Origin of the sequence: Pseudoxanthobacter sp. M-2 (genome assembly GCF_046156265.1) — a bacterium.
In the GTDB taxonomy this organism is placed as follows: domain Bacteria; phylum Pseudomonadota; class Alphaproteobacteria; order Rhizobiales; family Segnochrobactraceae; genus CAMDHY01.
The window spans coordinates 255,837-277,453 of the sequence record NZ_JAWDIR010000011.1 but is presented as its reverse complement, the minus strand read 5'-3'; the positions used below and the strand labels follow the sequence as shown (position 1 = coordinate 277,453).

Annotated in this window: 21 protein-coding genes; 8 read left to right on the top strand and 13 right to left on the bottom strand. The window is 69.3% G+C overall.

Translation table 11 applies throughout. From position 1 onward, the window contains the following. Positions 1-3: 3 nt before the first annotated feature. From RUR49_RS06340 to RUR49_RS06305, 8 genes are all read right to left on the bottom strand, one after another. On the bottom strand, positions 4-2,277 hold the full coding sequence (locus RUR49_RS06340; protein WP_409145527.1) for an ABC transporter permease: 2,274 nt from the start codon (positions 2,275-2,277) through the stop codon (positions 4-6). Continuing rightward, positions 2,270-3,052, bottom strand: coding sequence for an ABC transporter ATP-binding protein (locus RUR49_RS06335; RefSeq protein WP_409145526.1), 783 nt, complete (start codon positions 3,050-3,052; stop codon positions 2,270-2,272). The genes RUR49_RS06340 and RUR49_RS06335 overlap by 8 nt, the downstream gene beginning before the upstream one ends. Before the next feature lie 28 nt (positions 3,053-3,080). Then, complete coding sequence (locus RUR49_RS06330; protein WP_409145525.1) at positions 3,081-4,328, bottom strand: ABC transporter substrate-binding protein; 1,248 nt, start codon at positions 4,326-4,328, stop codon at positions 3,081-3,083. Between the two features lie 50 nt (positions 4,329-4,378). Further along, positions 4,379-5,410: a branched-chain amino acid ABC transporter permease gene (locus tag RUR49_RS06325; protein ID WP_409145524.1), complete on the bottom strand. Its 1,032-nt coding sequence runs from the start codon at positions 5,408-5,410 to the stop codon at positions 4,379-4,381. Continuing rightward, entirely contained in the window at positions 5,407-6,447 is a 1,041-nt protein-coding gene (locus tag RUR49_RS06320) for a branched-chain amino acid ABC transporter permease (protein WP_409145523.1), read from the bottom strand. The genes RUR49_RS06325 and RUR49_RS06320 overlap by 4 nt, the downstream gene beginning before the upstream one ends. Then, the gene (locus RUR49_RS06315; RefSeq protein WP_409145522.1) at positions 6,444-7,832 is read right to left on the bottom strand and encodes an amidohydrolase family protein; all 1,389 of its coding nucleotides are present in this window, start codon (positions 7,830-7,832) and stop codon (positions 6,444-6,446) included. The genes RUR49_RS06320 and RUR49_RS06315 overlap by 4 nt, the downstream gene beginning before the upstream one ends. Before the next feature lie 68 nt (positions 7,833-7,900). After that, complete coding sequence (locus RUR49_RS06310; RefSeq protein WP_409145521.1) at positions 7,901-8,683, bottom strand: alpha/beta fold hydrolase; 783 nt, start codon at positions 8,681-8,683, stop codon at positions 7,901-7,903. Then, complete coding sequence (locus tag RUR49_RS06305; protein WP_409145520.1) at positions 8,680-9,549, bottom strand: fumarylacetoacetate hydrolase family protein; 870 nt, start codon at positions 9,547-9,549, stop codon at positions 8,680-8,682. Before RUR49_RS06305 ends, RUR49_RS06310 begins: the two co-directional genes overlap by 4 nt. Positions 9,550-10,101: 552 nt before the next feature. Between RUR49_RS06305 and RUR49_RS06300 the strand changes: the two genes are divergently transcribed. After that, entirely contained in the window at positions 10,102-10,770 is a 669-nt protein-coding gene (locus RUR49_RS06300) for a FadR/GntR family transcriptional regulator (protein WP_409145519.1), read from the top strand. 115 nt (positions 10,771-10,885) lie between these two features. Here RUR49_RS06300 and RUR49_RS06295 read toward each other — a convergent pair whose 3' ends face one another. The 3 genes from RUR49_RS06295 to RUR49_RS06285 all read right to left on the bottom strand — a co-directional run bounded on the left by RUR49_RS06295 (position 10,886) and on the right by RUR49_RS06285 (position 12,765). Next, positions 10,886-11,527, bottom strand: coding sequence for a LysE family translocator (locus RUR49_RS06295; RefSeq protein WP_409145518.1), 642 nt, complete (start codon positions 11,525-11,527; stop codon positions 10,886-10,888). A gap of 78 nt (positions 11,528-11,605) precedes the next feature. Next, positions 11,606-11,845 (bottom strand): hypothetical protein, encoded by a 240-nt coding sequence (locus RUR49_RS06290; RefSeq protein ID WP_409145517.1) that lies wholly within the window; start codon positions 11,843-11,845, stop codon positions 11,606-11,608. Positions 11,846-11,997: 152 nt separating this feature from the next. Then, positions 11,998-12,765 (bottom strand): SDR family NAD(P)-dependent oxidoreductase, encoded by a 768-nt coding sequence (locus tag RUR49_RS06285; protein ID WP_409145516.1) that lies wholly within the window; start codon positions 12,763-12,765, stop codon positions 11,998-12,000. Positions 12,766-12,986: 221 nt separating this feature from the next. Here RUR49_RS06285 and RUR49_RS06280 point away from each other — a divergent pair, with 221 nt between their 5' ends. Together RUR49_RS06280 and RUR49_RS06275 are read left to right on the top strand one after the other, a co-directional pair. After that, positions 12,987-13,436, top strand: coding sequence for a cupin domain-containing protein (locus RUR49_RS06280; RefSeq protein WP_409145515.1), 450 nt, complete (start codon positions 12,987-12,989; stop codon positions 13,434-13,436). Positions 13,437-13,557: 121 nt separating this feature from the next. Further along, positions 13,558-14,508 carry a DMT family transporter gene (locus RUR49_RS06275; protein WP_409145514.1) on the top strand — a complete coding sequence of 317 codons (951 nt, stop codon included), beginning with the start codon at positions 13,558-13,560 and terminating at the stop codon, positions 14,506-14,508. A 46-nt stretch (positions 14,509-14,554) separates the two neighbouring features. Here the strand turns inward: RUR49_RS06275 and RUR49_RS06270 are convergent, their stop codons facing one another. Next, entirely contained in the window at positions 14,555-15,910 is a 1,356-nt protein-coding gene (locus RUR49_RS06270; RefSeq protein ID WP_409145513.1) for an aspartate aminotransferase family protein, read from the bottom strand. A gap of 157 nt (positions 15,911-16,067) precedes the next feature. On the opposite strand from RUR49_RS06270, the gene RUR49_RS06265 reads away from it, so the two are divergent. The 3 genes from RUR49_RS06265 (at position 16,068) to RUR49_RS06255 (ending at position 18,477) form a co-directional block, all read left to right on the top strand. Next, on the top strand, positions 16,068-16,919 hold the full coding sequence (locus tag RUR49_RS06265) for an HNH endonuclease (RefSeq protein ID WP_409145512.1): 852 nt from the start codon (positions 16,068-16,070) through the stop codon (positions 16,917-16,919). 77 nt (positions 16,920-16,996) lie between these two features. Further along, positions 16,997-17,488 carry a GNAT family N-acetyltransferase gene (locus RUR49_RS06260; protein ID WP_409145511.1) on the top strand — a complete coding sequence of 164 codons (492 nt, stop codon included), beginning with the start codon at positions 16,997-16,999 and terminating at the stop codon, positions 17,486-17,488. Positions 17,489-17,502: 14 nt separating this feature from the next. Then, positions 17,503-18,477 carry a DMT family transporter gene (locus RUR49_RS06255; protein WP_409145510.1) on the top strand — a complete coding sequence of 325 codons (975 nt, stop codon included), beginning with the start codon at positions 17,503-17,505 and terminating at the stop codon, positions 18,475-18,477. 58 nt (positions 18,478-18,535) lie between these two features. Here RUR49_RS06255 and wrbA read toward each other — a convergent pair whose 3' ends face one another. Continuing rightward, positions 18,536-19,135 carry an NAD(P)H:quinone oxidoreductase gene (wrbA, locus tag RUR49_RS06250; protein WP_409145509.1) on the bottom strand — a complete coding sequence of 200 codons (600 nt, stop codon included), beginning with the start codon at positions 19,133-19,135 and terminating at the stop codon, positions 18,536-18,538. A gap of 341 nt (positions 19,136-19,476) precedes the next feature. Between wrbA and groES the strand changes: the two genes are divergently transcribed. Beyond that, positions 19,477-19,764 (top strand): co-chaperone GroES, encoded by a 288-nt coding sequence (gene groES, locus RUR49_RS06245; protein WP_409145508.1) that lies wholly within the window; start codon positions 19,477-19,479, stop codon positions 19,762-19,764. Positions 19,765-19,826: 62 nt separating this feature from the next. Next, positions 19,827-21,461: a chaperonin GroEL gene (gene groL, locus RUR49_RS06240; RefSeq protein WP_409145507.1), complete on the top strand. Its 1,635-nt coding sequence runs from the start codon at positions 19,827-19,829 to the stop codon at positions 21,459-21,461. Positions 21,462-21,617: the final 156 nt, after the last annotated feature.

Genomic DNA, 21,617 nt, shown 5'->3' with positions numbered 1-21,617 from the left:
GCCTCAGGCCCTCATCTTCAAGGGCGTCGCGATCTCCTCGAAGGCGCGCGCCAGCGCCTCGGAAACGGACGGGTCGTTGATGTTGCCGGGCACGCGCACGACCCGGCGGTTGCCGGTCTGTGTGACGGTCTTCTCGATCGTCTCGAACAGGGCGGCGTCGGCGTCGGGATCGTGGAAGGGCTTGCCCGCCTGGTCGAGCAGCGACACGCCGCCCTCCGGCAGCAGAAAACGGACAGGGCCCTGCATGGCGTTCAGCCGCTCGCCGATGAAGCGGCCGAAGGCGACGTTCTCGTCGCGGGTCGTCCGCATCAGCGTCACCTGCGGATTGTGGATGACGAAGTTGCGGCGACGGAAGGCCTCCGGGACCGTGTCGCGCGGGCCGAAGTTCACCATGTCGAGGGCGCCGACAGAGGCGACATAGGGCAGCGGCCGGCGGATGAAGGCGCCGAAGCGGTCTTCGGTCGCCGGGAAGACGCCGCCGACGATCATGTCCGCCACCTCGGTGGTGGTGGTGTCGATGGCGCCGGCGAGAAGCCCGGAGTCGGCGAGGTTCTCCATCGCCCGGCCGCCGGTGCCGGTGGCGTGGAAGACGAGGCAGTCGTAGTCGGCGGACATGCGCGCCGTCAGCTGCTGCACGCAGGGCGTCGTCACGCCAAACATGGTGATGCCGAGGGCAGGCTTGGCGGTGCGCGCCGCCTTGGCGCGATCGGCTGCGGTCGGCTGGCGGGCGATCATGCCGGCGAGCGCGAAGGCGCCGTTCGCCAGCACCCGCTCGGTGATCGAGTTGAGGCCCTGGATATCGGCGACCGAGTGCAGCATCAGGATGTCGGACGGCCCGACATAGCGGCCGACGTCGCCCGAGGCGACGGTCGAGATCATCACCTTGGGCACGCCGACCGGCAGTCGACGCATGCCCGGCGTGGCGAGCGAGGTGCCACCCGAGCCGCCGGCCGAGATGATGCCGCCGATGTCGCGCTGGCGGACGATCCAGTGCTCGAAGGCGACCGCCATCTCCGCCACCGCGCGGCCGCGGTCGCCGTTGAAGACGGCGCTCGCCCCGCGGGGATGGGCGCCGGCGACCTGCTGCGGCGGCACGTCGGCGGAAGACGGCTTGCCGGAGGTGGAGAGGTCGACCGTGCGGGTGCGGATGCCGACGGCCCGCAACTGGTCTCGCAGATAGACCAGTTCACGACCCTTGGTGTCGAAGGTGCCGGCGACGAGCGCCGTGCGGCCGTAGCGCTCGCCGACGGGCACGTCGAAGAGCTTGGCCGTCTCCGGCTCGGCCGAGGCGACGAGGCGCGGCGCGGTCCGCACGCTGCGGCCGAGCTCGGCGTCGGTGAGGTCCCAGCGGTTCGGCACCGAGGATGCCGTGCGCCAGTCGGAGCCGCCGGACGTCCCCTCGTCCGCGCCGGGGCGGACGATGCGGTAGACTTCGGCGAGGCGCTCCTCCGCCGCCTCGACGGCGGCCGGTGCGAGGCTCTCCTCGGGATCGTCGGCGTGGCGGCCGACGCCGAGCAGGCGCTGCTGCAGGTCGCGGTCGTGGGCGAGCTCGGCCGCCGGCATCAGCCGGGCGATGCGGCCGTTGACCATGACGCCGACCTCGGCGGCGACCCGCGTCGCGACGCCGATGTTCTGCTCGATGACGAGGATCGAGATCTCCCCCTCCTCGCCGAGCTCGACGAGCATGCGCTCGACCTGGTCGACGATGATCGGGGCGAGGCCCTCCGTCGGCTCGTCCATGACGAGGAGGCGCGGGTTGCCGAGCAGCGCCCGGCCGATCGCCAGCATCTGCTGCTCGCCGCCGGAGAGCTGCGAGCCGCCGTTGGACTTGCGCTCGGCGAGCCGCGGGAAGGTCTGGTAGACGCGGTCGACCGTCCAGGCAGCGTCGCGGCCGCCGCGGGCGGCGAGCTTCAGGTGCTCGTCGACGGTGAGGCTCGGCCAGACGCGGCGGCCCTGCGGCACGTAGCCGACGCCGACGCGGCTGATCTCGTGCGGCTCGAGGCCGGAGATCTCGCGGCCAGCCACCGCGATCGAGCCGGAGCGGGCCCGCTTCAGCCCGGTGATGGTGTTGCAGAGCGTCGACTTGCCCATGCCGTTGCGGCCGACGATCGCCAGCACGCCGGACGGCAAGGTGAGGTCGATGCCCTGGATGGCGTGGCTCTCGCCATAATAGACGTGCAGGTCGCGGATGCGCAGGATGGCGCCCTTGCCGCCCTTCTCGCGCCCGCCGCCGTCGCGCCCGCCGTTTTCGTGCCGGGACCAGCCGTTCTCAGCCATGCCCGCCCCCGAGATAGATCGCCTGCACTTCCGGGTCGCGCTCGATCTCGTCGGGCGTGCCTTCCTTGAAGATGCGGCCGTTGTGCATCATCGTCACCCGCTCGGAGACGCGCAGCGCCACGTCGAGGTCGTGCTCGATGATGATGTAGCCGATGTGCGCCGGCAGCGACTTCAGGATCGCCACGAGGTCGCGCCGCTCGGTCGGCGACAGTCCGGCCGCCGGCTCGTCGAACAGGATGAAGCGCGGCGCGCCGGCGAGCGCCATGGCGATCTCGAGCTGGCGCTGCTGGCCGTGGCTGAGTTCCCCCACCGGCCGGTCGCGCTCGCGCTCGAGCTTCACCGCCTGCATGATCCGCTCGGCCTGCTGCATCGTCGCGTCGTCGCGGCGCGGCCGGATCAGCGAATAGCGCCGCCGCGAGACGCCGCGGCAGGCGAGGAAGATGTTGTCGAGGACCGACAGCCCGTTGAAGAGCTGCGAGATCTGGTAGGTGCGCCTGAGGCCACGGCGGATACGCTCGTGGGCAGGGAACGCCGTGACGTCCTCGCCGAAGAAGCGGATCTGCCCCTCGGTCGGCGGAAAGTCGCCGGTGATGGTGTTGAACAGCGTCGTCTTGCCGGCTCCGTTGGAGCCGAGCACGGCGCGACGCTCGCCGGCACGCACCTTGACGGTGATGTCGGCGAGCGCCACGAGCGCGCCGAAACGACGGCCGACGCCGGTGAGCTCGAGGGCGTTCGCCCCCGTGTCGCTCAACGATGTGGCCATCGCGTCGGTCATCGCTTCATGCCTTCACTAAGTGCCGCGATCACTCGCAGCTGGGGTTCTCGCGGGAGACCGCGCCGAGCGCCATGAACTCGTCCACCGGAATGCCCAGCGTCTGGTTCACCTGCGGCACCACCTTGACGAGCTTGTTGTAGAGGTTGCCGTCGGGCCCCTCGCTCACTTCCGTCAGGTAGATGTCGGCGATGGCGTTGCGGTTCTCGTCGAGCGATACCTTGCCCGTCGGCGTGTCGAAGGAGAGCTTCGCCAGCGCCGCGCGGAGCTTTGCGCCGTCGTCGGAGGTGTCGCCGCCGACCTCGTCGAGCGCCTTCAGGGTCGCGACGGTCGCGACATAGTAGGCGTGGGCGAACAGCGACGGCGACGGGAAGGCGCCCGGCTGCTTCTTGTAGTCCTCGACGAACTTCTTCCACTCGGGCGTGTCGTTGGTGTCGGCGATCGGGCCCGCCGACGGCGTGCCGATGACGACTTCACGGATCTTGCCCTGGGACGACAGCACCGTCTGGTCGACGGTGATCGAGCCGCCGATCAGCGGCGCCTGGCCGCCGGCCTGCTGGTACTGCGTCAGGAAGTTGACGCCGTCGGCGCCGCCGAGCGCCACGTAGATGGCGTCGACGTCATCGGGGATGGCGGCGATTACCGAGGAATAGTCCTTGTTGCCGATCGGCACCCACGACTTCGACGGCACCTTGCCGCCCGCCTTGCAGAACTCGGCCATGAAGCCGAACACCTGCGTGTAGGGGAAGGAGTAGTCCTCGGCGACGGTCGCCACCGTCTTGTAGCCCTTCTCGTTGAAGGCGTAGGTGCCGAGGCCGGCCATCCACTGGGCGCCGTCGGTGGAGAAGCGGAAGAAATTGTCCGCCGGATCGCGCAGCGTGGTGTCCTGTGCCGCCGACGAGCCGTTGATGAACGTCACGTTCGGCTTCGTCTTGGCGTAGTCCTTGACGGCGATGCCCTCGTCGCCCGACAGCGGGCCGATGACGATGTCGACGCCGTCCTGCTCGACGAGCTTGCGCACCGCGCGCACCGCGCTGTCCGGCGAGGCGTCCGAGGAGCCGCGGACGAACTCGACCTTCTTGCCGGCGGCCATGCCGCCGGCTTCCTCGAGCGCCGTCATGGCGCCGCGCAAGCTATCCTCACCGAGCACGGTGAACGGCCCCTCGAAGGTGGCGAGCAGGCCGACGCGGATGGTGTCGTCCTGGGCGATGGCGAGCGACGGGGCGGTGAGCCCGCTCGCGACGGCGAGGGCGAGCAGCAGTCGACGGTTGATGGTCATTCTTGTTTCCTCCCTTTTGTATCCGACGTTTCCCGACGACCGCCCCTCGTTCAGGGCAACCGTCCGATCGACTCCTGGCCGAGGCGGGGCTTGAAGCGGCCCCAGAGGCCGAGCAGGCCATCCGGCGAGGCGAAGACGATGACGAGAAAGAACAGACCGATCAGCGTGTTGAAGCGCTCTGCCCCGATCAGGTCGATGGCGAAGGTCTGCATCAAGACGACGACGAGGGCGCCGAGGAACGGCCCGATCGGGTGCCGCATGCCGCCGATGACGGCGATGATCAGGATGTTGATGGCGGCCGCGACATTGATCGTGCCGGGCGAGATGCGGCCGTTGAACCAGACGAGCAGCACGCCGGCGAGCCCGGCAATCAGGCCGGCATAGAAGTAGGCGACGATCTTGTGGGCGGTGACGTCGAAGCCGATCGCCCGCATCCGCCGCGGGTTGTCGCGGATCGCCTGCAGGGCGAGCCCGAACGTCGAGCGGGCGGCGTAGAGCACGGCGGCGTAGCAGAGCGCGGCGACCGCGAGCGTGACGTAGTAGAACGGCACCGGGTCGCGCCAGAACACGCCCCAGAACTCCGGCGCGCGGATGCCGGCGAAACCCGGAAAGCCGTTGAACAGCGCGTAGTTCTGCTGGGTGAAGTAGAACGTGGCGGTGGCGATCGCGAGCGTGATCATGATCGTGTAGATGCCATCGGTGCGCGACGAGATCGCCCCGATCAGCGCCGAGGCGACGCCGGCGATCAGGACGGCAAATGGCACGACGATCCACCACGGCCAGCCGAAGCCGTGCACGCCGGAGCTGTTCAGCCCGAAGATCGCCACCGCATAGCCGGCCATGCCGGCGACGGAGAGCTGCGCGAGGCTGACCATGCCGCCGTAGCCGGCGAGCAGCATCAGGGACAGCGCCACCATGCCGAGGATCAGCGAGTAGGCGCCGATCTGCGTCAGGAAGAAGTCCGACGCCACCGCCGGATAGAGCACCAGCCCCGCCGCCAGCACGAGATGGGCGAGCCCGCCGCCGGCGAACGCCGGGGTGGCGGCGCGGGTCGGATCGGAGGTCGGCAGCGCGAGGCTCATCGCGCCTTCCCCATGATGCCCTGGGGCCGGATCGCCAGCGTCACCACCATGATGACGAAGGTGAGCACGATGCCGTAGGTCGGGAAGTAGACGAGGCCGACCTGCTCGGCGAGGCCGATGAGGAGGGCCCCGATCGCCGCCCCGGTGATCGAGCCCATGCCGCCGACGATGACGACGACGAGCGAGGCGAGCAGGTAGCGGACATCTTCGCCGGGTGCCACCGACAGCGCCGACCCGCCGACGACACCGGCAAAGCCCGCAAGCCCCGCCCCGATCGCGAACACCACCGCGAACACCGCGTGCACGTTGACGCCCGAAGCGGCCAGCATCGCCCGGTCATCGACGCCGGCGCGGATCATCATGCCGACGCGGGTGCGGTTCAGAAGCAGCCACAGCCCGATGCCGATGACGATCGCCGCCGCCAGCACGACGAGCCGGTAGAACGGATAGGTGAGGAACACCGCGTCGCCGCTGGAGCGGTAGGCGGTGACGACCGGCAGCTTCACCGCCCCGTCGAGCCAGGCGGGGGTGGCGATCTGGTAGGTGGCGCCGGTCCACATCCACAGCATCAGGTCGGCGGCGACGATCGAGATGCCGATGGTGACCAGCGTCTGGCGGAGGTCGTCGCCCTCCAGCCGCCGGAACACGAACACCTGCATCAAGAGCCCGAGCACCGCGAGCACGGCGAAGCCGGCCGCGACGCCGACGAGCCAGTAGCCGGTGATGCGCGTCACCTCGTAGCCGAGATAGGCGCCGAGCAGATAGAGCGAGCCGTGCGCGAGGTTCACGTTGCGCATCAGCCCGAAGACGAGGGTGAAGCCGCTCGCCACCAGGAAGTAGAGGCCGGCCAGCGTGATGCCGTTGAAGATCGACGAGAAGAACGCCTTCTTGGAGATCAGGATGGCGTTGAGCCACGCCGGCCAGACGGCAAACAGCAGCCAGGCGAACAGCGCCGCCGCGAAGAACGCGACGATGCCCCACGCCTGGCCGCGCGTGATCACGCGCGGTGCCGCTCCCGTCTCGCCGGCGATGCTCATGCGATCAGCCGCCGCCGCTCGCTCTGCACCTGCGGCCGCTTGTGGAACTTGCCATCCTTCATGATGGCGAGCAGCCGGTCCTTCTCCTGCAGGATGCGGACGTTGGCGATCGGGTCGCCGTCGACGAGCAGGAGATCGGCGAGGTAGCCCTCTTTGATCTGGCCGAGCTCGTTGCCCATGTTCATGATCTCGCCGCCGTAGCGGGTCGCGGCGATGATCGCCTCCATCGGCGAGAAGCCGAGCAGGTCGACGAAGTATTCGATGTCCTTGGCGTTGGTGCCCTGCGGCGTCCAGGCGAAGCCGTAGTCGCCGCCGATCAGCACCTTGATGCCGCGCTTGTGCATCTTGCGCATCGTCTCGACCGCCATCTCGAGCTCGCGCTCGTAGAGGACGGTGACCGGCGAGCCCGGCTTGATGCCGTAGTCGCCGGCATTGCGCGCCGTGTTGATGAGCCAGGCAAGGCCCGGCGCCACGAAGTGCTTGTGCTTGACGGCCTCGAGCATGTCGAGCGCCTCCTCGTCGGCGAACGAGGCGTGGTAGATGTTCTGGATGCCGTGCCGCACGCACTGCTTGACCGAGCCCGACGAGCGGGCGTGCGCCGACAAGACCTTGTTGCGGCAGCGCGCCTCGGAGGCGGCCATCGCCACCTCCTCCTCCGACATCGGCGTCTCCTCAGCGCCCATGCCGGTGATCTCCTCACCGGAGAGGTTCAACTTGATCGAGTCGACGCCGTACTTGATCAGCGTGCGCACCACCCGCCGGATCTCCTCCGGTCCCGACACGACGATGCCGAGGTTCAGCCCCTCGTGCGGGATGTGCGACGGCGCCGCGTCGCCGAGGCCGCCGACGGTGGTGATCTCGGGGCCGGCCGCCAGGTAGCGAGGACCGGGGAAGCGGCCCTGATTGATGAACTTCTTCGCCACCACGTCGAGCCGCGGCTTCGCCGCCGCCGCCCCGCGACCGGCGGTGAAGCCGGCGTCGAGCACCAGCTTCGCCATCTCCATGGTGACGAGCATGTGCTCCTCGACCTCCATCATCTGGATGGGGTCGATGCCCGGCGCGTTGTTCCAGGAGAGATGCAGGTGGGCGTCGATCATGCCCGGCATCAGCGTCGCGCCGGCACCGTCGATGACAGTGGCGCCGCCGCCCGACAGGCCGGAGCCGCTCATGCCCGAGCCGGACATTCCCGAACCGCTCATGCCACCGCCGAAGCGGGCGCCGCCGCTGCGGCTCACCTGCTTGATGCGGTTGCCCTGCACCAGCACCTCGCCAGTGTAGGGATATTCGCCCGTCGCATCGAGGATGCGAACGTTGGTGAACAGAACGCTGTCGGGCTCACGCCCGTTCGCGCCCCAGCGGGCGCCGTACATGCCGTTGTCGGCCATCGTCGGTCCTCCCTGTCGGTGCCGGCCACCGCTTGTTCTCGTCCACCCATTTCGGGTGGCGCGGCCGGTCACCCGCGGTCGTTCGTCCTCATGAAGTCGCCGAGGCGCCGCGCGCACTCGGCGGGTTTCTCGATCGTCATCCAGTGGCCGCAGCCGTCGAGCACGACGGCCCTGGCGCCGCGGATGCGCTCGGCCAGCGTCTGGCCGACGCTCACCGGTGCGACGGGGTCGTCCGAGCCGGCGACGATCAGCGTCGGCGCGGAGATCAGGCGGGCGTCCGCCGCCACAGCCTTGGCGAGCGCCTCGCAGGTCCGAGCATAGCCCTCGCCGTCCTGGCGCATCAGGCTTTCTCGCACGAAGGCCACCGCCGCCGGATTGCCGGATCGCGTCGCCGACGACAGCGTGTTGGCGACGATCGTCTCGGCGATCCCCTCCATGCCCTCGGCGCGCGCCGTGCGCGCCCGCGCCGCGAGCCCGTCGCGGGCCGCCTGGGCAGGCTCGATCAGCGCGCCGAACAGCGTCAGCGACGTCACCAGCGAAGGGTGCGCAGCCGCGAGATGCTGGCAGACGATGGTGCCGAGCGAGTGGCCGACGAAATGGGCTTGGCTGACGCCGAGCGCCTTCGCCATGCCGACCAGCGCCTCGACATAGCTCTCGATCGAGGGGGCGGCGTGCGGCACCGGCGAGCGGCCGGAGCCCGGCAGGTCCGGCCGGACGACGCGGTGGCCCGACAGGGCCCCCATCAGCGGCTGGAAGGTGTTCGACGTTCCGCCGAGGCCATGCACGAGGATCACCGCCGGCCCCTCGCCGGCCGTTTCCGCCACGAGCTGGCCGAGGCGGATCGTCGTCACGGGTGCACCTCGTGCACGGCGTTCTGCAGCGCACCGATGCCATCGATCTCGACGCGCACGACGTCGCCGTCCTTCAGGTACTTCGGCGGCTGGAAGCCGATGCCGACGCCGGCCGGCGTGCCGGTGGCGATGACGTCGCCGGGCTGCAGCGTCACGCCGGCCGAGATCGTCGCGATGATCGTCGGCACGTCGAAGATCAGGAGGCCGGTGTTGGAGTTCTGCCGGAGCTCGCCGTTGACGAAGCAGCGGATGCCCGTCGTCGCGAGGTCGAGGTCGTCGCGCGTCACGGCGAACGGCCCCATCGGGCAGAAGGTGTCCTGCGACTTGCCGATCAGCCACTGACTGTAGCGGCCCTGCAGGTCGCGCGCCGTCACGTCGTTGACGATGGTGTAGCCCCAGACGTGGTCGAGGGCGTTCTCCTTCGTGATGCCGCGGCCCGCTGTGCCGATGATGACGGCGAGCTCGGCCTCGTAGTCGATCGCCGCCGACACCGCGGGGTCGATGTGGATCGGCATGGCATCGGCGATCACCGTCTCCGGCACCTTGGAGAAGATGATCGGCTCCTTCGGCACCGCGCCGTTGGCGGCGGAGGAATCGAAGCCCGACTTGGCGAACTCGTGGGCGTGGTCGAAATAGTTCTTGCCGACGCAGAAGATGTTGCGGCGCGGCCGCGGGATCGGCGCCTCGAGCGTGACGCGGTCCAGCGGGATCGGCGAGCGCTGGCCCGGCAGGGACCGCCCGATCAGCGCGGTGATCCCCTGCTCGGCCTCGTCCTGCGTCAGATCGAAGGGGGCGATGGTCAGGCCGGCATCGTCGACGACGCCGACATGCCTCTCGCCAGCGAACCGGAAGGTCGCTACCTTCATCGTCTTCCTCCCGACACGACCGTCTCACGCGGCCCCTTAGTTGAGCCACGCTAGAACCAATCTGGTTCATCTGCAAGGGGGCGTGCGGGGATTATCGATGGGAGTGCCCACCCGCCTGCCGCATGGTGCGGGCGGCCGCCGCGGCGGCGACAATCGGCGGCGCCTTCCGTGCGGACCACCCACCGTCTCCGCGGACTCACCTCTCCTCTGCCGCGATCACCCCCCTCTGCGTAGACATTCCCGGGCTTGTCCCGGGAACCCATGCAACGGTTGCCACAGGCACTCAACGCGGGACCGTAGCGCCGCATTTGCTGCGCCGGATGGGTTCCCGGCACAAGGCCGGGAATGACTACGGAGGGGGTGGCGGCAGCCTCCAGGCATGCTCGACACTCCACCACTCAATCCGCAATCCCCACCCGCTAGTCCCCGCCGCCCACGACCACTGCCCACCCCACCGCCTACTGCCCACTGCCCACTGCCAATCCCCCTAGACGCCCCGCCCAGCCGATGCTAATTGGCTCACTAACGGTTCAGAACAACAACGGACCTTCCATGCCCCGTGCCGTCGCCGAGGACCTTGCCCGCTCGCTGCGCCAGCGTATCGACGCTGGCGAATGGTCCGGCCGCCGCATGCCGCCGGAGCGCGAGCTCGCGGCCGACTACGGCGTCGCCCGCAACACCGTGCGGCGTGCCGTCGAGATGCTCGCCGACACCGGCGCCATCACCCGCCACGTCGGCCGCGGCACCTTCGTCAACGGCGGCGTCGCCCCGTCCGTCGCCGCCATCGTCGAGCGCATCGAGGGCACCAGCCCCGCCGACATGATGGAGATCCGCCTCCTGATCGAGCCGCAGGCGGCTGCCGTCGCTGCCCTCAATGCCTCACTCGCCGAGCTCGCAGCCGTCGAGGAGGCGCACCGCGCGGCCGAGGCTGCTACCGACATGCCAGGGTTCGAGGCCTGCGACGCCGAGCTTCACCACCGCATCTTCGCCTGCTGCCGCAACGAGCTCCTCAAGGAGTTGCACAACCTCCTCAACGTGCTGCGTCACCAGACGCCCTGGCAGGAGATGAAGCGCCGCTCCTTCAGCGAGGCCCGCCGCCTCGCCTACTGCGCCGAGCACGGCGCCCTCGTCGAAGCCCTCAAGCGTCGCGACCCCGACGCCGCCCGCGCCGCCATGCACGCCCACCTGAAGAGCGTCGAAGCGAACATGCTCGGGCGGTGAGGGCGATGGCGGAGGCTGGCGAGGGTGGACCATGGGAGCCTGTCCACACCGTCGACAACTTCTGGGACCGACCTCGTAGCGGCGTCGCGGATTTTGGGGGTGCGCCCCACCTGTCTCACGACCCGCCCCGCCACGTCACCGCCGCGACGCCCGCCCCGATCAGCAGCGTGCCGCCGACCCGGTTCACCGCCCGCTGCACCGACGGGCGGCGGATCTGGGTGCGGGCGGCGGAGGCGGCCAGCGCGTAGGCGAGTGCGTTCAGGGCCGCGAGCGTCACGAAGGTCGCCTCCAGCACGATCATCTGCGGGGCGAGCGGGGCGGATAGGTCGAGGAACTGCGGCAGGAAGGCGACGAAGAAGACGAGGCTCTTCGGGTTCAGCGCCGTCACCACATAGGCGTGGCCGAACATCCGCCACGGCCGCAGCTCGGACGCCGCACCGGTCTCGCCCTCCGCCCCGGCGGCAGGGAGCGTCGGCGGCGCGCGCCAGAGCTTGATGCCGAGCCAGACGAGATAGGCGGCGCCGAGCCACTTCAGCGCGGTGAACAGCATCGCCGAGGTGGCGAGCAGCGCGCCCAAGCCCAGCATCGAGCAGGTCATTGCGGTGAAATCGCCGAGCGCCACGCCCGCGACCGTCGACAACGCTGCCCGCCGTCCGTGGCCGAGGGCGTAGGAGACGACGATCAGGATGGTCGGGCCGGGAATGGCGAGCAGGATCGCCGAGGCGGCGACAAAGGCGAGCCAGAGCTCGAGCGACATCGGAAGGGCTCCGCATGAGGTGTGCAGCGGAGCAAGCTCCGGTTCTCCCGCGAAGGCAAGAGGCCGGCGCCGGTGCGCTCAGTCGTTGCCGAAATACTCGCTGCGGGCGACGAGGGCGTCGTCGCGGTGCTGGTTGGCGAGCACGGTGCGGCAGTTGACGTAGTCGGCGCTGCCCGCCTGGAAGCCCTGGCCGACGCAGATCGCGTCGTCGCGGCCGCCGACCTCGCCGGTGGTGGTGCAGGCGGCGAGCGTCGCCGCCACCGTTGCGGCGAGGAGGCCGCTGGCGAGGCGACGAGGGGGATCGGAACGCGTCGGCACGGCACCTCCGGAATGGGCTTGGCGGCTCAGGGTCAGATACTACACGGCCGAGTCTCAACGAGGCCTTGATCGCCCCGGATCGCGGCGAGCGGGGCCGTTCGGCGACGCGGCACCGCCGCAGACGGCCGCGCCTTCGCCGGCGCGGCCGGCGTTCACGCCCAGCCGGCGTCGACGATGAACTCCTGCGCCGTGATGGCGCGGGCGGCGTCGGAGGCGAGGAACATCGCCATCTCGGCGACGTCGGCGGGGCCGATCTCGAGGTCGAGGCACTGGCCCTTGCGGCGCTCGGCATCGGCCTCCGGCGTCAGCCAGAGCTCCTTCTGCCGCTCCGTCAGGATCCAGCCCGGCAGCAGCGAGTTGACGCGGATGCGGTCGGGGCCGAAGTCGCGAGCGAGGCCGCGGGTCAGCCCGTGCACGGCGGCCTTCGCCATCGTGTAGGCGGGCATGCCGCCCTGGCCGAGCCGCCAGGAGATCGAGCCGAAATTGACGATCGAGCCGCCGCCGCGCCGCTTCATCTGCGGGATCGCCGCCTGGGCGGCGAAGAACATCGGCCGCTGGTTGATCGCCATGCGCCCGTCCCAGTACTCGGGCGTGACATCCAGAACGGCGTGGCGCTCGTCGTTGGCGGCGTTGTTCATCAGCACCGCGACGTCGCCGAGCTCCGTCCCCGCCCGCTCCACCGCCGCCTTGAGGGCCGCCACGTCGCGGATGTCGCAGGGGATGAACAGCGGCACGCCGCCGGCGCTGTCGGAAAGCCGCGCCACCAGCGCCCGGCTCGGCGCCTCGGCGATGTCGACGAAGGCGACGCGGGCGCCCTGGGCGGCGAAGCCCTCGGTGAGGGCGGCACCGATGCCGCTGCCGCCGCCGGTGATGAACACGGTCTTGTCGGCAAGGTCCGGATAGATCGCCGTCCGCTGCATGAGCGCTCCCAGGGTGAGGTCGTCGGCCTCCCCCAATCGCGGAGGAGGACCGTTGGTTGCGGCGCATCTTTGATCCGTTCGCGCGCGGGCGACAAGGCGGCCCGCGCGAACCGCACCGGGCACCGGCCCGTCTTGCACACGCGGGGGCGCGCCGCGACACTGGCGCCGGGGCTGACGCGATGCTCGCCGAATGCTGGCATCCGCCACAGGGACCGTTGGCCATGCTCGAACAGACCGAAACCACCGTGCCGATCGTCAGCCTGCCGTCGACCGACGGCGTCAACGTGCTCGACGGCCGCTCGCGCGTGCTGGTGCGCCCCGACGCGGTGAACGACGCCTACGCGATGCTCGAGCAGACGATCCCGCCGGGCAAGGGACCGCCCCTGCACACCCACCGCCACGAGACCGAGATCTTCTACGTCATCGAGGGCGAGTTCGAGTTCCGCGTCGCCGGCGACCGCTTCGTCGCCGGCCCCGGCACCAACGTCGTCGGCCCGCGCGACATTCCGCACACCTTCCGCAATGTCGGCACGACGCCGGGAAAACTCCTGCTCACCATCATACCGGGCCGCTTCGGCAACTACTTCATCGAGGTCGACAGCGTCGCGGACCACGATCGCGCGACGATCGAACGGCTGACGGCCAAGTACGACGTGGCGCTGCTGGAGTAGGCGGCCGACGAAGGGGTTCGGGCCTCCCTTTTCCGCGGCCGGAAGACGGCCGCAAAATGCGGAGTGCGCCGGCGGGGGCGAGCCTGTAGGGTCCCGGCCGTCCCGTTCGCCGGCCGGTTCCGTGTCCCCTCCCCGCCCTCCATCGCCAGCCCTGCGCCCGCTCAGCCTCTCCGACTGGGGGCTGCTCGTGCTTCTGTCGCTGCTGTGGGGCGGCTCGTTCTTCTTCGTGGCGATCGCAGTCGTCGAACTGCCGCCGCTCGTCATCGTCGCGGCGCGCGTGCTGATCGCCGCGCTGGCGCTGCATCTCGTCCTGCGGCTCGGCGGCGAGCGGCTGCCGACGACGGCGGCCGCGATCGGCGCCTTCGCGCTGATGGGGGTGGTCAACAACGCCATACCGTTCACGCTGCTGGTCTGGGGCCAGAGCCACATCGCGAGCGGGCTGGCGGCGATCCTCAACGCCACGACGCCGCTGTTCACCGTGCTGGTCGCCCATGTCGCCACCACCGACGAGCGGCTGACGCTCGGCCGCATCGCCGGCGTGCTGGTGGGATTTTCGGGCGTGGTGGCGATGATCGGCCCCGGCGCGCTCGCCGGCGTCGAGGCCGATGTGCTCGCCGAGCTCGCCTGCCTGGGTGCTGCGCTCTGCTACGGGCTCGCCACCGTGTTCGGACGGCGCTTCCGCCGGCTCGGGCTGTCGCCGGTGCAGACGGCGACCGGCCAGCTCACCGCCTCGACGCTGATCATGGTGCCGATGGCACTCGTCTTCGCGGCGCCGTGGACGCTGCCGGTGCCGAGCCTGCCGGCGATCGGCTCGGTGGTGGCACTGGCGCTCGCCTCCACCGCGTTCGCCTACATCGTGTTTTTCCGCATCCTCGCCCGCTCGGGGGCCACGTCGATCTCGCTCGTCACCTTCATGGTGCCGGTGAGCGCCATGCTGCTCGGCACGCTGGTGCTCGGCGAGCGGCTGGCGCCGGAGCACTTCCTCGGCATCGCCCTGATCGGCCTGGGGCTGGCGCTGATCGACGGCCGGCCGCTGAAACGCATCGCGGCGGCCATGGGCCGCCGCGCTTGAGTTTCGACGGCCGGCGCAGGCGCCGGCCGTGTTCAGGACCGTCGCCTCAGGCGACGAGCTCGATCGTCTTCTTCAGCTTGCCCATCAGCTCGTCGATCTCGCTCTCGGTGATCACGAGCGGCGGCGAGATGGCGATGGTGTCGCCGGTGATGCGCATCATCAGGTTGACGTCGTGGAACGCCTTCTCGAGCGCCGTGTAGGCGCGCAGGCCCGGCGCACCGGGGATCGGCGCGAGGTCGACGGCGCCGACGAGGCCGATGGTGCGGATGTCCTCGACCAGCGGCAGGCCCTTGATGGTGTCGAACAGCGCGTCGGCGAACGGCGCCTCGAGCGCGGCCGAGCGCTCGAACAGCTTCTCGTCGCGGTAGACGTCGAGGGCGGCGAGGCCGGCGGCGCAGGCGAGCGGGTGCGCCGAGTAGGTGTAGCCGTGGAAGAGCTCGATGACGTGCTCCGGGCCCTGCATGAAGGCGTCGTAGATCGGCTTCGAGCAGAGCACGCCGCCCATCGGCACGGTGCCGGAGGTGACGCCCTTGGCAAAGGTGATGAGGTCGGGCGTGACGCCGAAGCGCTCGGCGGCAAACGCCGTACCGAGGCGACCGAAGCCGGTGATGACCTCGTCGAAGATGAGCAGGATGCCGTACTTCGCGGTGATCTCGCGCAGGCGCTTGAGATAGCCCTTCGGCGGCGGCAGCACGCCCGTCGAGCCGGCCATCGGCTCGACGATGACGGCGGCGATGGTGTCGGCGCCGTGCAGCGCGACGATGCGCTCGAGCTCGTCGGCGAAGTGGGCGCCGTATTCCGGCTCGCCGCGCGAATAGGCCTGCTTGGAGCGGTCATAGGTGTGCGGCAGGTGGTCGACGCCGGCGAGCATCGCCCCGTACATGCGCCGGTTGGCGACCATGCCGCCGACCGAGATGCCGCCGAAGCCGACGCCGTGATAGCCGCGCTCGCGACCGATCAGGCGCGTGCGCTGGCCCTCGCCGCGGACGCGGTGATAGGCGAGCGCGATCTTCAGCGCCGTGTCGACGGCCTCCGAGCCGGAGTTGCCGAAGAAGACGTGGTCGAGATTGCCCGGCGCCATCGCGGCGATGCGGCTCGCGAGCTGGAACGCCTTCGGGTGGCCGAACTGGAACACCGGCGCGAAGTCGAGCGCCTGCGCCTGCGAGCGGATCGCCTCGACAATCTGCGGCCGGGCGTGGCCGGCGTTGCAGCACCAGAGACCGGCCGAGGCGTCCATCACCGGCGAGCCGTCGGGCTTGAAGTAGTAGACGCCCTCGGCGCGATTGACGATGCGCGGCCGCTTCTTGAAGGAGCGGTTCGCCGTGAACGGCATGAAGAAGGCTTCGAGATTGTTCGGTGTCGGCTCGAAGCCGGCGTCCACGTCCGTTGCGCGGTCCATCATGTTCTCCTGAGCGGTCGCTCGGCCTGGGTCACGGGTCATCCCTTTTATCAGGATCAGCGCCGCAAAGAAACGCAGGCGCGGGGTGGCGGGCGGTCGCTGGGGGAAGGCGCCGGAAGTGTGACACGCCTTGGTAGCCGTCGGAGAGATCGGCTACTTTATGAAGCTGAGGCTGGTCTCTGTTGTGAGATCGGCAGAAGGCAGCGTGGCCATGAAGACCCCAACCTCTGTCTGGAACTCCATCGACCACCTCGACAGCGAGGAGGCCGTCGCCGCGTATGTCGCAGCAGCGGTGGAGGACGGTGATTCAGCCGTCCTCGCTGCGGCCATTACCGATGTAGCGCGGCTGGCGAAACTGCCAGCCCATCTGACTACCAGCGCCACAATTCCAAACTGTGATCGGCAAGAAGAGATCGCCATTCCGCCGTCGGACACCAAGGCCGCCACGATCGCCGAGGTCTGCGCGGCGCTCGCGTCTGATCGGCTCGATCACGCGGCGTCGATCGTTCGGAGAGACTATCCGTTCACGCCACTCGCCAACGCGGCACGTCGCTGCTCTGACAGGCAGGCAATGCGACTGTTCGTGCGGGACGGCTTCATCGATCGCTACACCGGGCGGCGCCTCGTCTTCCCTGGTGCCCTGAGGTTGCTGTCGCATCTACTGCCGACTGAGTTTCCCTTCCACCCGAATTGGAAGTCGGACGTCTGTCACTTTGCGTTCTATGAGCTCTTCCCGACCATCGATCACATCGTGCCCGTATCGCGCGGTGGAGCCGACGACGCCTCCAACTGGGTGACGACCTCGATGCTCCGCAACGCTGCCAAGGCGAACTTCACCTTGGAAGAACTTGGATGGAACATCTTCCCGCCTGGAGCGCTGGCGCGGTGGGACGGCATGACGAGCTGGTTCCTGGCGTGGATGGATAGGAATTCAGCGACCGACATCCCGGACTACCTCCGACGTTGGGCGGTCGCGGCCAGGTTCGAAATTGCGCGGACGCCGTCGCCCTGATCGCCCACCACCCACCCTTCCACCCCCGGCGCGGATCAGCTAAGCCTCGGCCTCCCCGTCCGCCTCCCGGCTGCCCGATGTCCCCCGCCCCATCCGACCTCATTCGCCACGCCCGCGATGGCGACGGCCCCGGCATCGCCCGGCTGATCGCCGGCGTCTTCGCCGAGTATCCCGGCTGCTTCTACGTCGACGCCGAGTTCCCCGAGCTCGCCCACCCGGCAACCCACTACGGGGCCCGCGCCGGTGCCATCTGGGTCGTCGAGGAGGACGGCGCGATCATCGGCTCGTTCGCCGTGGCGGCGACGACCGATCCGGCCGTGTTCGAGATCGCCAAGGTCTATCTCGCCGCCCCCGTTCGCGGCCGCGGCCTGGCCAAGGCCCTGCTCGGCCTCGCCCTCAACCATGCCCGGACGCAGAACGCCCGAAGCGTGCGGCTGTGGACCGACACCCGCTTCGTTGACGCCCACCGGTTCTACGCGGTGAACGGTTTTGCCCGCGTACCCGGCGTGCGTTTCCTCGGCGACCAATCCTCCTCGTGGGAGTTTCCCTACGCCCGCGCGCTCGGCTGAGGGAAAGTGCCCCTGTGAAACCGCTTCGCCACGACGTCTCCTTCGTGCCGCTCGCCGTCGCCGCCACCGGCATCGGCGTGTTCATCGGCATGGACGCGGTAATGAAGGGCCTCGTCGCCTTCTATCCGGTGCTGATGGCGGTGTTCCTGCGCTATGTCGCCGGCACGCCGATCGTCTGGGCGGTGTTCCTGCGCCGGCCGCAGCGCCTCGGCGCCCGCTCGATCGTGGCGAACGGCCTGCGTGGCGGCCTCATCGTCGTCGTCGCCTCCTCCTTCTTCTTCGCGGTAACGATCCTGCCGCTCGCCGACGTCATCGCGGTGAGCTTCCTCGCGCCGTTCTTCATCGCCATTCTCGGCCGCACCATGCTGAAGGAGCCGCTGCCGCCGCGCGTGCTGGTCGGCCTCGGCATCGGCTTCATCGGCGTGCTCGTCATCCTGCACGGCCAGTTCGTGCTCGCGCAGCGCGAGAACGCGCCGCTCGGCTTCGCCGCGGCGCTCTTGAGCGCCGTCACCTATGCGCTGTCGAACGTGCTGGTGCGCCGCCAGTCGATGCACGATTCGGTCGAGGCGATGGTGATGCTGCAGACGACGGCGGCGGCGATCGTGCTGATCCCGTTCGGCATCGCCTTCTGGCAGCCGGTCGAGCTCTCCCACATCTTCCTGTTCGCGCTCTGCGGCCTGCTCGGCACCGGCGGGCAGCTGATGATGGCGTGGGCGCTGTCGCACGCCCCCGCCTCGCGCCTCGCGGTGCTGGAATACACCTCGTTCCTGTGGGCGGCGCTGTTCGGCTGGCTCGCCTTCGACGAGATCCCGACGGTGTCGACCATCGCCGGCGCCGCCATCATCATCGGCGCCTGCCTCGTCGCGCTGAAGCCGCCCGGCACGTCGGCCCGCGGCCGCGCCTCGGCGCGCGGCACCATCGCCGCGGGCCGCGACCCCGGCGCCGAGGCGAAGGCCTCCCCCGAAACGAGCGACGGCGCGGACCGCTGAGCAGCCCGCGCCGTCGTCTGATCTCCAGGACCGGCGGTCAGCCCGCCGGCCGCTCGCCTCAGGCGGAGAGCTTCGCCGCAATCTTGGCGACGTGCTCGCCCTGGAAGCGGGCACCCGCGAGTTCGACCTCGCTCGGCTGGCGCGAGCCGTCGCCGCCGGCGATCGTCGAGGCGCCGTAGGGCGTGCCGCCCTTCACTTCGTCGACGCCCATCTGGCCCTGGAAGGCGTAGGGCAGGCCGACGACCACCATGCCGTGGTGCAGGAGCACGGTGTGGAACGACAAGTTGGTGGCCTCCTGGCCGCCGTGCTGGGTCGCCGACGACGACATCGTCGAGCCGACCTTGCCGACGAGGGCGCCCTTCGCCCAAAGGCCGCCGGTCTGGTCGAGGAAGTTCTTCATCTGCGCGGCCATCATGCCGTAGCGGGTCGGCGTGCCGAAGATGATCGCGTCGTAGTCGGCGAGCTCGTTCGGGTCGGCGATCGGCGCCGCCTGGTCGAGCTTGTAGTGGAACTGCTTGGCGACCTCGACCGGCGTCAGCTCCGGCACCCGCTTGACGGTGACGTCGGCGCCCGCGGCGCGCGCGCCTTCGGCGGCGGCGTTCGCCATCTGCTCCATGTGGCCCCAGCTGGAATAATAGAGAACGAGCACCTTCGTCATCGCAGTCGGTCCTTCCGGTCACGCCGCATGGGAGGAAGCGGCGGTCTCGCCACGACTTAAGGTGCCGGCGTCGCCCGCGCAGGTGGGTGAACGGACTGTCCACCGCAGACGCAACAGTGCCGGCGGCCGGTTCGACATCGTTTGACGATGCGATGACGGTGTCAGCCCGACCGTTGACAGCCGCACCCGCCGTCCCTAAATCCACGGCGCCGCTGGCACTCTCCGGAAGTGAGTGCTAGCAGCACGGGGGTTTCGGCCATCCACCGGCTCGGCGCGGCAAGCGCGGACGAGCGGCCGGGCCGGATCCGGATTGCAAATCGAACGCAGAGAAAGATCCAGCGATGAAGTTCCGTCCGCTGCACGATCGCGTCGTCGTCCGTCGCCTCGAGTCCGAGGAGAAGACCAAGGGCGGCATCATCATTCCCGACACCGCCAAGGAGAAGCCGCAGGAGGGCGAAGTCGTCGCCGTCGGCCCCGGCGCGCGCAACGACAAGGGCGAGCTCGTGAAGCTCGACGTCAAGGCCGGCGACAAGATCCTGTTCGGCAAGTGGTCGGGCACCGAGGTCAAGATCGACGGCCAGGACCTCCTCATCATGAAGGAGAGCGACATCATGGGCATCGTCGGCTGAGCCGACGTCCCCGGTCGCCTTTCCCCAATCTGCTGACATCCCAGACATAAAGGACCGCATCCATGGCAGCCAAGGACGTGAGGTTCTCCTCCGACGCGCGCGACAAGATGCTGCGCGGCGTCGACATTCTCGCCAACGCCGTCAAGGTGACCCTCGGCCCGAAGGGTCGCAACGTCATCATCGACAAGTCGTTCGGCGCCCCGCGGATCACCAAGGACGGCGTCACCGTCGCCAAGGAGATCGAGCTCGAGGACAAGTTCGAGAACATGGGCGCCCAGATGGTGCGCGAAGTGGCCTCGAAGACCAACGACATCGCCGGTGACGGCACCACGACGGCGACCGTTCTCGCCCAGGCGATCGTCAAGGAAGGTGCCAAGGCGGTCGCCGCCGGCATGAACCCGATGGACCTGAAGCGCGGCGTCGACATGGCCGTGCTCGAGGCCATCAAGGACCTCGAGAAGCGCTCGAAGAAGATCAAGACCTCGCAGGAAGTGGCGCAGGTCGGCACCATCTCCGCCAACGGCGCGCGCGACATCGGCGACATGATCGCCAACGCCATGCAGAAGGTCGGCAACGAGGGTGTCATCACCGTCGAAGAGGCGAAGTCGCTCGACACCGAGCTCGAAGTCGTCGAGGGCATGCAGTTCGACCGCGGCTACCTGTCGCCCTACTTCATCACCAATGCCGAGAAGATGATCGCGGAGCTCGAGGACCCCTACATCCTCATCCACGAGAAGAAGCTGTCGTCGCTGCAGGCGATGCTGCCGGTGCTCGAGGCTGTCGTGCAGTCGGGCAAGCCGCTCGTCATCATCGCCGAGGACGTCGAGGGCGAGGCTCTCGCCACGCTCGTCGTCAACAAGCTGCGCGGCGGCCTGAAGGTCGCGGCCGTCAAGGCGCCGGGCTTCGGTGATCGCCGCAAGGCGATGCTCGAAGACATCGCCATCCTGACGAACGGCACCGTCATCTCCGAGGACCTCGGCATCAAGCTCGAGAACGTCACCCTCGACATGCTCGGCCGCTCGAAGAAGATCTCCATCACCAAGGAGAACACGACGATCGTCGACGGCGCCGGCAAGAAGAAGGACATCGAGGGCCGCGTCGCGCAGATCAAGGCGCAGATCGAGGAGACGACCTCCGACTACGATCGCGAGAAGCTGCAGGAGCGGCTGGCGAAGCTCGCCGGCGGCGTCGCGGTGATCCGCGTCGGTGGCGCCACCGAGATCGAGGTGAAGGAGAAGAAGGACCGCGTCGACGACGCCCTCAACGCCACCCGCGCGGCGGTCGAGGAAGGCATCGTTCCGGGCGGCGGCGTCGCCCTGCTGCGCGCCAAGAAGGCAGTCGCCAAGCTGAAGTCCGACAATCCGGACGTCGAGGCGGGAATCAAGATCGTGCTGCGGGCCCTCGAGGCTCCGATCCGCCAGATCGCCGAGAACGCCGGCGTGGAAGGCTCGATCGTCGTCGGCAAGGTGCTGGAGTCGGCCGAGACCATGGGCTTCGACGCCCAGAACGAGGCCTACGTCGACATGATCAAGTCGGGCATCATCGACCCGACCAAGGTCGTGCGCACGGCTCTCCAGGACGCGGCGTCGGTCGCCTCGCTGCTCATCACCACCGAGGCGATGGTGGCCGAGCTGCCGAAGAAGGACGCGGCGCCGGCGATGCCGGGTGGTGGCGGCATGGGTGGAATGGACTTCTGAGGAAGTCCATTCGCCCGAGTTGAACCAGGGCCGAAGCCGGGCAAGCCCGGCTTCGGTGGCGGCATGGACTTCTGAGGAAGTCCATCCGCTTCAGTGCGAATGAAGACCGGGAGGGGCGGCCGCGAGGCCGCCCCTTCTGCGTTTCGTCGATTGCGT